This is a genomic window from Brevundimonas sp. S1H14 (assembly GCF_047716865.1).
In the GTDB taxonomy this organism is placed as follows: Bacteria; Pseudomonadota; Alphaproteobacteria; order Caulobacterales; family Caulobacteraceae; genus Brevundimonas; species Brevundimonas naejangsanensis.
Map to the genome: position 1 here is coordinate 3,044,379 of NZ_CP136679.1, position 14,863 is coordinate 3,059,241.

At 65.1% G+C, this 14,863-nt stretch carries 11 protein-coding genes; 3 read left to right on the forward strand and 8 right to left on the reverse strand.

From position 1 onward, the window contains the following. Positions 1–2: 2 nt before the first annotated feature. Together RSD66_RS14750 and putA are read right to left on the reverse strand one after the other, a co-directional pair. Positions 3–1,217, reverse strand: coding sequence for a tetratricopeptide repeat protein (locus RSD66_RS14750; RefSeq protein WP_415288458.1), 1,215 nt, complete (start codon positions 1,215–1,217; stop codon positions 3–5). Between the two features lie 86 nt (positions 1,218–1,303). Next, the gene (gene putA, locus RSD66_RS14755; RefSeq protein WP_415288459.1) at positions 1,304–4,414 is read right to left on the reverse strand and encodes a bifunctional proline dehydrogenase/L-glutamate gamma-semialdehyde dehydrogenase PutA; all 3,111 of its coding nucleotides are present in this window, start codon (positions 4,412–4,414) and stop codon (positions 1,304–1,306) included. 305 nt (positions 4,415–4,719) lie between these two features. Here putA and RSD66_RS14760 point away from each other — a divergent pair, with 305 nt between their 5' ends. Further along, positions 4,720–6,945: an AGE family epimerase/isomerase gene (locus RSD66_RS14760; protein WP_119413848.1), complete on the forward strand. Its 2,226-nt coding sequence runs from the start codon at positions 4,720–4,722 to the stop codon at positions 6,943–6,945. 158 nt (positions 6,946–7,103) lie between these two features. Then, positions 7,104–8,189 carry a glycosyltransferase family 4 protein gene (locus tag RSD66_RS14765; protein ID WP_119413864.1) on the forward strand — a complete coding sequence of 362 codons (1,086 nt, stop codon included), beginning with the start codon at positions 7,104–7,106 and terminating at the stop codon, positions 8,187–8,189. 67 nt (positions 8,190–8,256) lie between these two features. On the opposite strand, the gene RSD66_RS14770 is transcribed toward RSD66_RS14765, so the two are convergent. The 6 genes from RSD66_RS14770 to RSD66_RS14795 all read right to left on the reverse strand — a co-directional run bounded on the left by RSD66_RS14770 (position 8,257) and on the right by RSD66_RS14795 (position 13,367). Further along, positions 8,257–9,327, reverse strand: a complete 1,071-nt coding sequence (locus tag RSD66_RS14770; protein ID WP_415288460.1) for a substrate-binding domain-containing protein — start codon at positions 9,325–9,327, stop codon at positions 8,257–8,259. Positions 9,328–9,405: 78 nt separating this feature from the next. Further along, complete coding sequence (gene phnE / locus RSD66_RS14775) at positions 9,406–10,224, reverse strand: phosphonate ABC transporter, permease protein PhnE (protein ID WP_003168685.1); 819 nt, start codon at positions 10,222–10,224, stop codon at positions 9,406–9,408. Further along, entirely contained in the window at positions 10,221–11,231 is a 1,011-nt protein-coding gene (phnD, locus tag RSD66_RS14780; protein WP_003168683.1) for a phosphate/phosphite/phosphonate ABC transporter substrate-binding protein, read from the reverse strand. The genes phnE and phnD overlap by 4 nt, the downstream gene beginning before the upstream one ends. Further along, a complete protein-coding gene (gene phnC, locus RSD66_RS14785) occupies positions 11,228–12,022 on the reverse strand; it encodes a phosphonate ABC transporter ATP-binding protein (protein ID WP_024355260.1) in 795 nt (264 codons plus the stop codon). Before phnC ends, phnD begins: the two co-directional genes overlap by 4 nt. 110 nt (positions 12,023–12,132) lie before the next feature. Beyond that, positions 12,133–12,603 (reverse strand): DUF2254 family protein, encoded by a 471-nt coding sequence (locus tag RSD66_RS14790; RefSeq protein ID WP_415289604.1) that lies wholly within the window; start codon positions 12,601–12,603, stop codon positions 12,133–12,135. Next, a complete protein-coding gene (locus RSD66_RS14795; protein WP_415288461.1) occupies positions 12,600–13,367 on the reverse strand; it encodes a DUF2254 family protein in 768 nt (255 codons plus the stop codon). The genes RSD66_RS14790 and RSD66_RS14795 overlap by 4 nt, the downstream gene beginning before the upstream one ends. A gap of 219 nt (positions 13,368–13,586) precedes the next feature. Between RSD66_RS14795 and RSD66_RS14800 the strand changes: the two genes are divergently transcribed. Then, a complete protein-coding gene (locus tag RSD66_RS14800) occupies positions 13,587–14,849 on the forward strand; it encodes a type III PLP-dependent enzyme (protein WP_415288462.1) in 1,263 nt (420 codons plus the stop codon). Positions 14,850–14,863 lie beyond the last annotated feature (14 nt).

Sequence of the window (14,863 nt, forward strand, 5' to 3'; positions counted from 1 at the left end):
TTTCAGGCCTTGCGAAGGCCTCGCATCACCGAGCGAAGCCGGGTAAGCCCGCGTGCCGCCCAGCCTGCAATGCGCCGCTGGCCGAGATCATCCGCCTCGGAACCGCGTCGGTAGGCTTTCAGCATTTGCCGATACTGCGGGTTAGGGTCCAGGGCGATCGCCCGCTCCACAGCTTCAATAGCCGCCTGTTTCTCACCTAGGCTCTGCAGCAAAAAACCTTCCCATGCGTGAAGGTGCGCCTGATGTGAGAATGCTTCGACCGCCTCTCGAGCATGAGGTCGAGCCTCCTCAAAGCGTCCCGCCGCCATCAGAGCGTCTACATAGGGTATGAGATAGACTGGCGCCCGATTGGTCGAAGCGACAATGCCCTCCAGCCTTTCGATGGCGTCGTCATGCTGTCCCTCAGCTGACAACAGCTTGGCGAACGCCAGGCCAACGAGCGGACTTGAAGGGTTCGTTTTCACAGCTAACCTTGCCAAATCGAAAGCAAGACCCCGCCGATGCGCCGGCTGGCTCATCGCCAGTTTCGACAGGTAGAAGCCGCTCGCTCGACGGCGTCTTCGGGCTTCGATTCCAAATGCGGCTGAGTCCAATTCCCCCGAGAGCGTCTGAAACACCAACGGCTTTAGAAATCCTATCTCAGCCAGATATGTGCTGGCGGGGTGAGAGACATGGGGCAGCCGGATCGGCCAGATATCGATGTCTTCTTGTATCCTCTCGACCTGCCGTCCGTCTTCTATCGGATCGAAAACCACGATCGGCCTAACCTCACAAACGATTCGACCTTCAATCTCAGGCCGCCACTCAATACACTGGCCCTCCTGAAGCCAGCGCGTTTCAAACGGCATCTTCTTCGGGTCGATGGAATATTGCGGCGAGATCGCCAGCACGGCGTTGGCGCCGGCGGCGTCAGCGAAGCGCAGCGCCGCATAGCCGCCCATGCTGGAGCCATAGGTCATGACCCGCTCGGCGCCCGCCGTCGCCTGACGCACCGCCTGCATGGCGGCCGCCATCTCAGGATATTGATACCAGTCCTCACGGACGCCCATCACATGGATGGCCGAGATGCCTGCGGTGCGGAGGAAATCCTCGCCGAAGCCGGGGCGATCGAAACCGTGGCCGATACCGTAGTTGTCGAACGTCACCACCCAGCGGCTGAGGTCCGAAGCAGGGACGCTGCGGACGACGACATTGTCGCTGCGGAAAAGGTCAGACATTCGAGCTCCTTGCCGCTCTCCTTAGACTGATTTTTGGCAAGAAGATAAAAATACGGCGCGCCGCCGAAGCGACGCGCCGACATCCTTTAGAGATTCAGCAGGGCCGGGTCCCCGCCCTGGGCGGCGATGTTGATGCTGATGGCCTTTTCCGCGGCGTAGCGGATCAGGCTGTTGGGGCCGCCGGCCTTGGGGCCGGTGCCGCTGAGACCTTCGCCGCCGAAGGGCTGGACGCCGACCACCGCGCCGATGATCGAGCGGTTGACGTAGACGTTGCCCGCCGGGACCAGCTCCATCACTTCCTTGGCGAAGGCGTCGATGCGGCTGTGGACGCCCAGCGTCAGGCCGAAACCGCGCGCGGCCAGCTTGCCCGCCACCGTCTCCAGATCCTTCGGCTCATAACGGTAGACGTGCAGGATCGGGCCGAAGACTTCGCGTTCCAGGAAGTCCGGGGTCGGGATTTCGGCGATGACCGGGGCGAACAGATCGCCCTTATCGGCGCCCGCCGGCAGTTCGGCGCGGGCGATGATCTTGGCTTCCTTGGACAGGCGCTCGACGTGGGCTTCCAGGTTGGCGCGGCTTTCGGCGTCGATCACCGGGCCGACGTCGGTCCTGGCGTCGGTCGGATCGCCCAGCACCTGGGCGGCCAGGGCGCCCTTCAGGCCCTCGATCAGGGCGTCGGCCGAATCCTTGGGCGCGTAAAGGATGCGCAGGGCCGAGCAACGCTGACCGGCCGAGCCGAAGGCCGACAGGATGACGTCGTCGATGATCTGCTCCTTCAGCGCCGTGGTGTCGACGAACATGCCGTTCAGGCCGCCCGTCTCGGCGATGAAGGGGATGATGGCGCCCGGACGCGCGGCCAAGCCGCGATTGATCGCCGAGGCGGTGTCGGTGCCGCCGGTGAAGGCCACGCCGTCGATGCCCGGATGGTTGGTCAGGGCGACGCCGACCGTCTCGCCGCGACCCGGGACCAGGGCCAGCAGGTCGGGGTTCAGGCCGGCCTTGTAATAGAGGCGCACGGCTTCGGCGGCGATCAGCGGCGTCTGCTCGGCGGGCTTGGCCACCACGGCGTTGCCGGCGGCCAGGGCGGCCGCGATCTGGCCAGTAAAGATGGCCAGGGGGAAGTTCCACGGGCTGATGGCGGCGAAGACGCCACGGCCGTGCAGGACCAGTTCGTTCGTCTCGCCGGTCGGGCCCTTCAGGGTCTGGCGGCCGCCGAAGTCGCGCTCGGCCAGTTGGGCGTAGTAGCGGCAGAAGTCGGCGGCTTCGCGCACCTCGGCCACGCCGTCGTTCAGCGTCTTGCCCGCTTCACGCGACAGCAGGGCGACCAGACGGTCGAGGTCGGCTTCGAGCGCGTCGGCCATGGCGCGCAGGACGGGCGCGCGGCCCGCGCCGCCCAGACGGTCCCAGGCGACCTGGGCCTCAGCGGCGGCGTTGACGGCGGCGTCGACGTCCTCGACCGAGGCTTCGGAGACATGGCCCAGCACGCGGCTGCGGTCATAGGGATTGGTGACGTCCTGCGGGTTCACGCCGGCGCGCAGCTTGCCGCCGATGATCGGACCAGCGGTCAGTTTCTCGCTGTCGACGCGCTCCAGGGCCGCCGCATGAAGCTCGCGGTCGGAAGCCTGCGAATAGTCGCGGCCGAGGGAGTTCTTGCGGTCACCGTAGATGTTCATGGGCACAGGGATCTTCGGATGGCGATCGGGCTGGGCCTCGACCGAGGTGATGGGATCGGCGGCCACATCGGCCGCAGGCACGCGCTCGTCCAGCAGGGCGTGGACGAAGGAGGAGTTAGCGCCGTTTTCCAGCAGGCGGCGCACCAGATAGGGCAGCAGTTCTTCGTGGCCGCCGACGGGGGCGTAGGCGCGCACGACGACATCGCCCCACTCGACCTTGGCGCCGTCGTAGAGGGCCTCGCCCATGCCGTGCAGGCGCTGAAACTCGATGGTCACGCCGCGATCGGCGGCCATGCGGTGCACGGCGGCCAGGGTGTGGGCGTTGTGGGTGGCGAACTGGCAGAAGATGTGGGGGGAAGCCTCGATCAGCGCCTTGGCGCAGACGAGATAGTTCAGGTCGGTGGCCGGCTTGGTCGTGAAGACCGGATAGTCGGTGCGGCCGTTGACCTGGGCCAGCTTGATCTCGGTGTCCCAATAGGCGCCCTTGACCAGACGCACCATCAGGCGGCGGCCCGACGACTTGGCCAGTTCGGCCAGCTTGGCCACCGTCTCGGTGGTGCGCTTCTGATAGGCCTGAACGGCCAGGCCCAGGCCCTGCCAGTCGCCCAGCGCCGGTTCGCGCGCCAGCCGCTCCAGCAGTTTCAGCGACAGGGCCAAGCGGTCAGCTTCCTCAGCGTCGATGGTGTAGTTGATGTCGTATTTGGCGGCGATCAGCGCCAGACGCAGGATGCGGGGATAAAGCTCCTCCCACACCCGATCCTCCTGCACCGCCTGATAGCGCGGCGACAGGGCCGACAGCTTGACCGAGACGCCGTGGCCGCGCTCGGGGCCTTCGCCCTTGGCGGTCCTGCCCACGGCCTCGATGGCGTCGGCGTAGATCTTTTCATAGCGTTCGGCGTCGGCGGCGGTGCGGGCGCCCTCGCCCAGCATGTCGAAGCTGCACAGCCAGTTTTCGCGGTCCGAACGCTTCAGCGCCGCCTCGATCGTACGACCGACGACGAACTGCTCGCCCATGATCTTGACGGCCGTGGCGACGGCCTGACGGATGACCGGCTCGCCCAGACGGCCGGCGATGCGCTTGAGGAAGTTCGGCAGGTCGCTGCGGGCCTCATCGTCGACGTCGACCAGCTTGCCGGTCAGCATCAGGCCCCAGGTCGAGGCGTTGACGAACAGGCTGTCCGACTGGCCCAGGTGCGAGGCCCAGTCGGCCGAACCGATCTTCTCGGCGATCAGGCGGTCGCGGGTGTCCGCATCGGGCGTGCGCAGCAGGGCCTCAGCCAGACACATCAGCGCCAGACCTTCGCGGGTGCCCAGGGAGAACTCCTGCAGGAAGCTTTCGACCACGCCCTGGCGCTTCTGGCTCTTGCGGGCGCTTTCGACCAGGCCGATGGCGTCGTTCAGGACCGCCGCGCGACCATCAGGCGTCAGGGGTTCGGCGGCCAGCAGTTCGGCCACCACCTCACGTTCGTCCCGGTACTTGTTCCGGTCCAGCTCATCCCAATGGCGAAGATCGGTCGGCGTCATGAATCTATAAAACCCCAGGACAAAAAGCCTCTAATTTTAATCATATATGGCGAGATTATCCGAATGTGCATTGGATGATTGAATAGATCTATACCAATCCTTCGGAAAAAATGCACAGGCAACGTATGATTTTTACCGTAGGTTCAGCGAGGCTAGGCGCTCGATTTCGTCACCCTAAGACGTGCCGGGAGAATCACCTTCTCCAGAGCGCACTCTGGAGATGAACACTGCCCCTGGGCATCCAGAAGAGCGCCCCGCTCCACCAGGTCTCGACCAACCGGAAACGCCCAGCTAAACCCGGACCTATGAAGTCGAGGCCATCTGTTTATCCCGTTATTCTTTGCGGCGGAGCCGGGACGAGGCTGTGGCCCGCGTCACGGCCATCCCGTCCCAAACACTTCATTCCTCTCGCAGGCAATCGGTCGCTCTTTCAAGAAACGGCACAACGCGTCGCTCCTCTAGCGAGCGGCGACGGTCGCCTCGTCGTCGTGGGCGGCGCCAAGCACCAGAAAACAATTCTGCACCAACTATCTGAAATCGGCGTTTCAGCCGTTATCTTACTGGAGCCGGAAGGACGAGACTCTGCCGCGGCAATGGCGGCAGCAGCGATCTGGACACGGCGGCAGTCGCCAGACGCCGTCAATCTGTTCGTGCCTTCCGACCACCACATACCAGATCATAACGCCTTCCAGAACGCCGTAGAGCTTGCCGTTGAAGCCTCACTGGCTGGACGAATCGTAACCTTGGGCATTGTGCCGACATCGCCTTCTTCCGCCTATGGCTACATCGCCCCCACGAACACAGGCCTAAGCGAAGTCGCCGCCTTCGTGGAAAAGCCGACTGAAAGCGCAGCGAAACGATATATCGACAACGGGTACCTTTGGAATAGCGGCAACTTCATCGTGCAGGCTGAAGTGCTTGAACAGGAGTTCGCACAGTCAACAGCCTCACTGCACGCAAGTGTCAGAGATGCGGTCGACACCGCAGTCCATGACAGCAGCTGCCTCATTCTGGGCGAATCCTTCAGATCCGCCGCCAAGATCTCCGTTGATTACGCGATAATGGAGACGACACGCTGCGCTTCAGTGCTTCCAGTGTCGTTCGAATGGTCAGATCTCGGCGCATGGGATTCCGTACACGCCTCAGGAGAAGGCGATGTCGGCCTGCACGTTCTAGAAGATTCTGAAGGCTGCCTGATTCGCGCCCGTGATGGTGTTCTGGTTGCAGCTATCGGCTTGAGAAATGTCGCGATCGTCGTCGAGCAAGACGCCGTTCTCGTTACCGACCTCAAGCGCAGCCAAGACGTTAAAAAAGTCGTCAGGCGCCTGAGCGACCTATCCCCCAGGCATCTCGATTTTGAGGTGTCGGCCCCTCCTTCCTTCTATGAGAGCGCCGCGCGCCTTAGCGCTTGGCTCAGAAGCAAGGCATTGCCGATTTGGTGCACGCTTGGCCAGAATGACAGCGGTGCGTTCGAGGAAACCCTCGCGCTGGACGGCCGCCGCGTAAGATCCTCAAAACGCGCTCGCGTCCAAGCGAGGCAAATCTATGCCTACGGCCAAGCAGGCCTGATGGGCTGGCAAGGCCCTTGGCGGCGAGCGGTTGAAAGCGGCATGGACTATCTGGACCAGCGCTTCACGCGACCGGACGGGCTTCTTCGCTCCGTTCTTGATATGGACGGCCAGCCGATCGATGAACATGCAAGTCTATACGATCAGGCCTTCCTGCTTTTGGCTCTCGCTATCACGCGCCGTTCACTTGATCGAGCAGACCTGGAAGCACGGGCTGCAAAAATTCGTGAACTGCTGCTGATAGAACGAAGCCACAAAGGGGGGCTGACGGAGGTCGGCACCAAGCCGTACCAAGCCAATCCCCTGATGCACATGCTCGAAGCCTCCATGGGATGGGAGGCGATAAGCGCCGACAGAGGCTGGCGCGACCTATCCGACTCCATCGTCGCGATCGCCCGCACTCGGCTTATCGACCAGAAAAGCGGTCTTATCGGCGAGTTCTTCGACGAGAACTGGACACCTCCTGGCGACCGACGCGCCGAACTCATTGAGCCCGGTCATCAGTTGGAATGGTCAGGCCTGCTTGCACAACATGCGAGGGCGCGCGGAGATAGCGAACTCAAGGATCTTGCCTGGAGCCTCTACTTGAGCGGGCTTGACGGTTTCGACCCTCACAAGGAAGTCATTATCGACAGCCGCAACATCAACGGCACAATCCGAAGCGAGCGCGCGCGCCTTTGGCCGCAGACAGAATGGCTCAAGGCTTCCTTGATTTTCGCAACTCTATCGGACGACGGTCGACGCGAGTTCTGTCTCAACCAAGCAGCCCGGGCAGAAGCCAGCCTATGGCGTTACCTGACCTCCGAGGGGCTGTGGAAAGACAAATTGCTCGAAATAGGACGCTTTATCGATGAACCGGCCCCAGCCAGCTCCTTCTATCACATCATAGCCGCCTATGCCGAGGTGGAGCGCGCTGTTTCAAACCTGTCGCCAGACAGGAAAGCGGGCGTTTCATTGTTCTAGACCCGCCACACGACAGATTTGGCGCGCAGCACGGATCTATGCTTTTCTCGAGAAGGTGAAGACAGCGATGGCATCGCCGATGCAGCCCGTCTCGCCTTCGTCATGCGGAGCGTCTAGAAGTTTCACCTTCGCGAATGGCTCAAGGCCCTATCGACTTCATGCGCATTGTTCTGGTCACCGACGCCTGGGAGCCCCAGGTCAACGGCGTCGTCCGCACCCTGACCCGCACCGTGGCCGAGTGCCGCGCCATGGGGCATGAGGTGGAGGTCATAGAACCCAGCCAGTTCAAGACCATTCCCTGCCCGACCTATCCGGAAATCCGCCTGGCCCTGGGCGCCGAGGAAGAGATCCGCGAACGCCTGCGCGCCTTCGAGCCTGAGGCCGTCCACATCGCCACCGAAGGTCCGCTGGGTATCGCCACGCGGCGCATCTGCGTGGAGTGGAAGCTGCCGTTCACGACCAGCTACCACACCAAATTCCCCGAATACGTCTCGGCCCGTTTCCCGATCCCGGTGCAGGTCGGCTACGCCTATATGAAGTGGTTCCACAAACCGTCAGGGCGACTGATGGTGGCCACCCCGACCCTGCGCGACGAACTGGTCGAGCATGGCTTCAAGAACGTCTCGCCGTGGACGCGCGGCGTGGACACCGAGCTGTTCCGCCCCGACCTTGAACCGATCTACAGGGAAATGGGCGGCGATGAGTGGCCCCGTCCCTTCTTCCTGAACGTCGGCCGCGTGGCGGTCGAGAAGAACATCGAGACCTTCCTCGGCCTGGACCTGCCAGGCACCAAGATCGTTGTCGGCGACGGCCCGGCCCGCGCCGAGCTGGAAGAGAAATATCCGGACGCGAAATTCCTGGGGGCCAAGTTCGGGGAGGAGCTGGCGCGCTGCTTCGCGGACGCCGACGTCTTCGTCTTCCCCAGCTGGACCGACACCTTCGGTCTGGTGATTCTGGAAGCGATGGGCACGGGCACGCCGGTCGCCGCCTATCCGGCGCACGGCCCGATCGACCTGATCCCCGGCTCGGGCGCCGGCTTCATCGACGACGACCTGAAGACCGCCTGCCTGAAGTGCCTCGAGCTCGACCGCAAGGACGTGCGCGCCTATGCGGAGAAGTTCAGCTGGCGCGCCTCGGCCGAGCAGTTCATCGAGAACCTGCAGCCCTATCCCGAGCCCGCGCGCGGCCGCTTCTGGCGTCGCCTTCGCCGGGTGGCGCGCCTGAGACGACGCGCGGCGGCCTGAACCCCGAGCCTTGCGAAAAAGCAACAACGCCCCGGACGATGTCCGGGGCGTTTCGCATTCAGCCGTCTCAGTTCGGTCGCGACATGGAGGTCATGGCCGAGGCCTTGGCGCGTTCGGCCGCCAGTTGATCGGCGGGCAGCGGCACCAGACCGCGATCCTGCAGATAGCCGCCGCGGCCGGCCGAGCCGTCGGACATGAACTCCTGTACGAACTGTTCAAGGCCGGGCGTAACGCCGATATGGACCTTCTTGACATAGATGTAGAGGCTGCGGGCCAGCGGGTAGGAGCCGTCGGCGATGGTGGCGACCGAGGGGGCCACGCCGTCGATCGTCTCGGCCTTCACCGTGTCCATGTTCTGCTCAAGGAAGGAGAAGCCGAACACGCCCAGCGAGCCCGGCGTGCGGGTCAGGGTCTGGACGATGGCGTTGTCGTTCTCGCCGGCGTCGATCCAGGCGCCGTCTTCACGCAGGGTGTGGGCCACGGTCTCGAAATGGGTCTTGTCCTGCTTCTCGATGGCGGCGACGGCCGGGATCAGCTTGGCGCCCGGCGCCATGCCCAGCTCAAGGAAGGCGTCGCGCGTGCCCGAGGTCGGCGGCGGGCCGTAGACCTGAATGCGGGTGGCCGGCAGGGCCTTGTTGACGTCGTTCCAGGTCTTGGCGGCGTTGGCGCCCAACTGACCGTCGGCGCCCGGCGTTTCCTTGGCCAGGGCCTCATAGAGGTCGTTCAGTTCAAGATTGAAGCTGGCGCCGGTGCGGGCGGTGGCGACGACGATGCCATCATAGCCGATTTTCAGTTCGACGATGTCGGTGACGCCGTTCTCGACGCAGCGGTCGAACTCGCTGGCCTTCATCGGACGCGAGGCGTTGGCGATGTCCGGGGTCGATGGGCCGATGCCTGAACAGAAGGCCTGAATGCCGCCGCCGGTGCCCAGGGCCTCGACGCGAGGCGACGATCCGCCGCCGTTGCGGGCGAAGGTTTCGGCCACACGGGTGGAGAAGGGGAAGACGGTGGAGGAGCCGGCGGCCCAGATGCCCGTTCGGGCCTTCTGCGAACCGGGGGCGCCGCCCTCGTTGTTTCCGCAGGCCGCCAGGGCCAGCAGGGCGGCCGCGCAGGCCGTGAACTTCAGTGTGCGGATCATGGCCGGACCTTCTCCAGTCGTCAGTGCACGACGCTTAAAGCAGGAGAATGTGACGGTCCGGCCAGACCTTTGTGACAGTCAGAGCAAACGTCGACGCATAGCCTGCGACAGGAAGTCGATCAGGGTCACGGCGACGATGACCACGATGACCACGGCCGAGACGTCGCGGAAGGCGAAGCCGTTCATGCGGTCGAACAGAACCTGGCCGATGCCGCCCGCGCCGATCAGGCCCAGCACGGTGGCCGAACGGCTGTTCGATTCGAAGCGGTAGAGGGCGAAAGAGGTCCACAGCGGCGCCACCTGGGGAATCACGCCCCAGACGATCTCGTGCAGCTTGGACGCGCCGGTGGCGCGCACGCCCTCGACCGGACCCTTGTCGATCGACTCGACCGCTTCCGAAAACAGCTTGGCCAGAACACCCGCCGTGTTCAGGGCGATGGCCAGGACGCCCGCCAGCGGGCCCAGGCCCACGGCGACGACGAACAGCAGACCCATCACCAGGTCGGGGATGGAGCGCAGCATGTTCATGATCCAGCGCACAGGCTGAACCACCCAGACCGGGGCGATGTTGCGCGCGGCGGCCAGACCCATGGGCACGCCCAGGAAGATGGCCAGGAAGGTGCCCCACAGGGCGATCTGGATCGTCTCCCACATCTTGGCGACGAACAGGCGCCAGTCGGAGAAGTCCGGACGCAGCAGGTCGGCGGCGAAGGTCTGGATATTGGCCGAGTTGGTGATCAGGCGCGACAGATTGCCCAGATCGACCGCGTCGATGCTGATCAGCAGCAGGACGGCCAGACCGCCCCAGATCAGAATGTCCAGCGCCCAGGCCCCGGCCGATTTGGCGGGCGCCTTGGGGATGCCGGAGGCGGCGGCGGTAAGCGAAGCGTCGGTCAAGGCTGGACCTCGCGCAGACGACGCAGACGTTGCAGCTCGGCCTCGGCGCGCGCAGCGCCGGCGGCGTCGCCCTTGGCCTTGGCCTCGGTCAGGGTCTGGTCGGCGATCATCTCGCGCACCGGGTTCAGATAGGATTCGTCGGCCGGATTGAAGCCCGAATAGTTCAGGTCCTTCAGGATTTTGCGCTGGCGTTCAGCCTCAGCGCCCTCGCCGCGGCCATAGGTCAGGAAGAAGCCGCGGATCTTTTCCTTGATCGCCGGGTCCAGGTCTTCGCGGATGACGATGCCGGCTTCGGGGATCGGGGGCGAGCGCCAGATCTCCTCGATCTGGGCGGCGATCTGCGGATTGGAGCGGCCGATGAAGACGGTGTTGATGGTGTTCGACGTGGCCACCTGCACCAGACCGTTGGCTACGGCGAAGGAGTTGGCCTGATGGTTGGCCGTGCGCACCGTCTTGAAGCACTCGTTCGGCACGACGTTGTTGGCGTTGAACAGGAAGGTCATGGGCGCCAGGGTGCCCGAGGTCGACAGGGCGTCGCCGATGCCGAAGTCGTAACGTTTGCCGCAGGCCAGCACGTCATCCAGCGTGATGCCCGAGCCCTTTTTGACGATCAGGGTCGACTGGTAGGAATCGCGGCCTTCAGGGTCGACGATGCGGGCGACGACTTCGCCCTTGGAGCGTTCGATCGCCTCGATCGCGGTCTTGGCCGGGAACCAGGCGGCCTGAATCTGATTGCCGCGCATGGCCTCGACCAGCACGGTGTAGTTGGACGCGAAATAGGGCTTCACCGGCACGCCGACGGCCTTGGTCATGTCGTCCAGCAGGGGCTGCCACAGCGGGCCGGAGGACGCCTGCCCCTCGGCCGGAAGGATGGCGAAGCTGATCTCGGACGGAGCGCCCTTGGCGGCGCCCGCCTTGTCGCCCTGGCCGCACGCGGCGAGGCTGACGGCCAGGGCCGCGCCGGCGGCCAGGCCCAGCATCCGGCGGGTCAGTTTGGAATGGGTCATGCCTTGGCTTCCCAGAACGCGTCCTCGTATTCGGGACCGTAGATTTCGATCAGACGCTTGGTGTCCAGGCCGGTCGAGGGCCCGTCGTAAACCACCTTGCCCTTCTGCAGGGCGACGACGCGGTCGCAGTAGCGGATGGCGTAGTCCACCTGGTGCAGGGTGACGATGACGCCCAGGCCGTCGCGCTTGTTCAGCTCGACCAGCAGCTCCATCACCTTGCGGGCCGACACCGGGTCAAGCGAGGCCACGGGTTCGTCGGCCAGAATGGCCTTGGCGCCCTGGACCAGGGCGCGGGCGATGGCGCCGCGCTGCTGCTGACCGCCAGACAGGGTGTTGGCGCGCTGGGCGGCGTATTCGGACACGCCGACGCGGTGCAGGGCCGCCATGGCCTTGTCCTTGTCCGCGCCCGGCCAGACGCCGAACAGGCCGCGCCACGACGGCAGACGGCCAAGCGCGCCCAGCATGACGTTGGAGAACAGACTCAGCCGACCCACCAGGTTGAACTGCTGGAAGATCATGCCCAGCCGTCCGCGTGCGCGGCGGACAGCGCCCGTGACGCGGCCGTTCTGCTGAACGACATCGCCGAAAACCGAGATGGTCCCGCCGGGATCGATCGGGTGCAGACCCGTGATCGACCGCAGCAGGGTGGACTTGCCCGAACCCGAAGGACCGATCAGAGCGACCATTTCACCGGCGCCGACCTCGACGGACACGCCGTCGAGCGCCTTTCTGGCCCCGTAGGTCTTCGAGACGTCGCGGACAGAGGCGACGGCGGCTGTTGAAGAACTCATGAACCCATGGATGAGGTTGCGACAAAGGGGGCGCCGCATGACGCGAGATGGGCGCAAGGGCAAGTCTTAATGGCATGTCTGCGTCGATTACGTCCAGTGGGTGAGCCTTTTCAGCACGGCGCCTCCGTCTCGAAAGCCGCGCGTTCGACCGGATCGTCCAGCCGCCGCAGCGCCGCCTCGCGGCCCCAGCGGGCCGTCTGCGCCGCCACCTGACCCAGGGTGCCGTCGCGGCTGGACAGAACCGCCAGCGTCTTCTGAACCTTCACCGCCACCGAAACATCGGCCGAGCCGTAGCGGATGATGGGCGCATAGAGGTCCTCGACCATGTCGCGGGCCGATACGGCGGCGATGAACAGGCGATCAAGCTGGCCGCTGTCGCCTTCGGCCGCCTGACAGGTCACGGCCCAGTCGTCCAGCAGGCGGGCCCCGGCGCCGATGACCTGAATGGCCGTGCCCGGATCATTGATGCCCGGCGACAGGGCCTTGCCCGCGATCTCGCCCAGGACGATCAGCCCATAGCGCGGGTCCTGATCAAAGGTGCGGTCGGCCTCAAGGGTGAAGGCGTCGCGATAGGTCTTCAGCCGGTCTTCATCAGGCCGCCCCCCCCCGACAGCCGGGCCAGGGGCTGGCCGCGCATCATGAAGGCGCCGGGGCGCACCAGAATCTCGACCTGACGATCGTCCGCCTCGGCCAGCGCCTGCAACAGGCGCACGTCGATGTTCTGGATATGCCCGGCCGCCGCGCAATCCAGTTCAACACCTTCAACGACCCGCCCTTCGCGTCCGCCCAGACGCGGCGAGCGGGCATAGGCCTGCATGGCGGCGGCGGTGCGGGCCTCGACCTGGGCGATGGTGTGGCCCAGACGCGCCAGACTGGTCAGGCGGCTGACCCAGGACAGCAGGCGGAAGGCGACCAGGGCCACCACGGCCAGACTCAGAATGAACAGGATCGCCCGACCGCCCGGCCCGTAATATTCGGCGTTGATCGCCGTCACCCCGACCACGGAATAGAGGAAGGCGCCGACGAAGGTGGCCAGCGACTTCTGGGTGCTTTCATCCCCCGTCACCAGCGCCGCCGCCCGCGGCGTCGCCGAGGACGATACGCTGGTATAGGCCGTCACCATCGCCCCCAGGGAGAAGGTCGCCACCGCCAGCAGGCTGGACGCCAGAATGGTCAGCACCGCCTCCCCCGAGGAGCCGCCCAGACGGTCAGCCAATGCGTCCGGCACATAGTCGGCGCCGAGCGCGGCCAGCAGAGCCGCCAGCACGCCGAAAAGCGCATAGAGGCTGGCGCGCCACCACAGCTGGCGCGACGCCCGTCGAATCAGAAACAGCCAGCGGTTCATGCCCACGCCTCCCGCACCGCCCAACGCACGGGCACCGTGCGGGTTGCCGCAGCCGGGCGTGCGACGCGACGCCGCCCCGGATCGAGGACCCGCCGCAATTTTTCCGCTTTACATGACAGTCCAATGCCCCCATATCGCGCGTTCCGGCGGACCCCGTAGGTCCTACTTGCGCCGCTAACGCCGGGTCTGGGTTTAACAATCATCAGGGGGTTACGTGAGTTGCACACGTACCAGCTTCCCCTGGACCTGGTCCGTCAGCGGTCCCCGGAGCGTCCGGTCGCACTCGTGCGTCCCCGCTCCGTTGCCGTAGCGGCGCAGTGGTTCCAGGATAATCTGAAAGCCGACGTCTTCTATGCGGTGAAGGCGAACCCTTCGCGCTGGGTCATCGAGACCCTTGTCGAACAGGGCGTCAACGCCTTCGACGTCGCGTCTCTGGCCGAGATCGAACTGGTTCGGTCGGTCAGCCCTGACGCGCGTCTGGCCTTCATGCACCCGGTCAAGAGCCGCGGCGCCATCCGTGCGGCCTATGCCGACCACGGCGTGCGCACCTTCGTGCTCGACAGCCATGACGAGCTGAACAAGATCCTCGAGGCCACCGGCCACGCCGAGGACCTGAACCTGATCGTGCGCATGGGCGTGTCGGCCGACGGCGCCGCCTATTCGCTGTCGGGCAAGTTCGGCGTCACCCCGGATCAGGCCCCCGCCCTGCTGCTGGCCACGCGCCAGGCGGTTCAGGACGGCCTGATGGGCGTGTCGTTCCACGTCGGTTCGCAGTGCATGCGCCCCTCGGCCTATGAGGCGGCGATGACCCAGGTCGGCCGCGCCATCAAGAAGGCGGGCGTCTTCGTCGATATCGTCGATGTCGGCGGCGGTTTCCCGTCGGTCTATCCGGGCATGGTCCCGCCGGATCTGAGCGAATACGCCGACGCCATCCATCGCGGCTTCAACGAGATGCCGGTGTCGGAAACGACCGAGCTGTGGTGCGAGCCCGGCCGGGCGCTGGTGGCGGAATCGTCGTCGGTGCTGTGCCGCGTGGACCTGCGCAAGGGCGACGCCCTTTATCTGAACGACGGGTCGTACGGCTCGCTATTCGACGCCACCCACTCGCGCTGGCCCTTCCCGACCAAACTGGTCCGGGACGGCGACTCCGCGTCGGAGTTGAAGCCCTTCCGCTTCTATGGTCCGACCTGCGACAGCATCGACCACATGCCGGGTCCGTTCTGGCTGCCCGCCGATGTGCAGGAAGGCGACTTCATCGAGATCGGCATGCTGGGTGCCTATGGCGTGGCCATGACGACGGGCTTCAACGGCTATGGCGAGCATGACATCGCCGTGGTCGAGGACGCTCCGATGGGTTCGATGTACGGCCTGGCGCCGCGCTCCATCCCGACCGTGCGCACCACGGCCGAGGAGAACGCCCGCAAGGTCGTCCGCCTGTCGCGTCCCAAGGGCAAGGCGGGCCAGCGCAAGCGCAAGCGCTGATCCATCACATCACG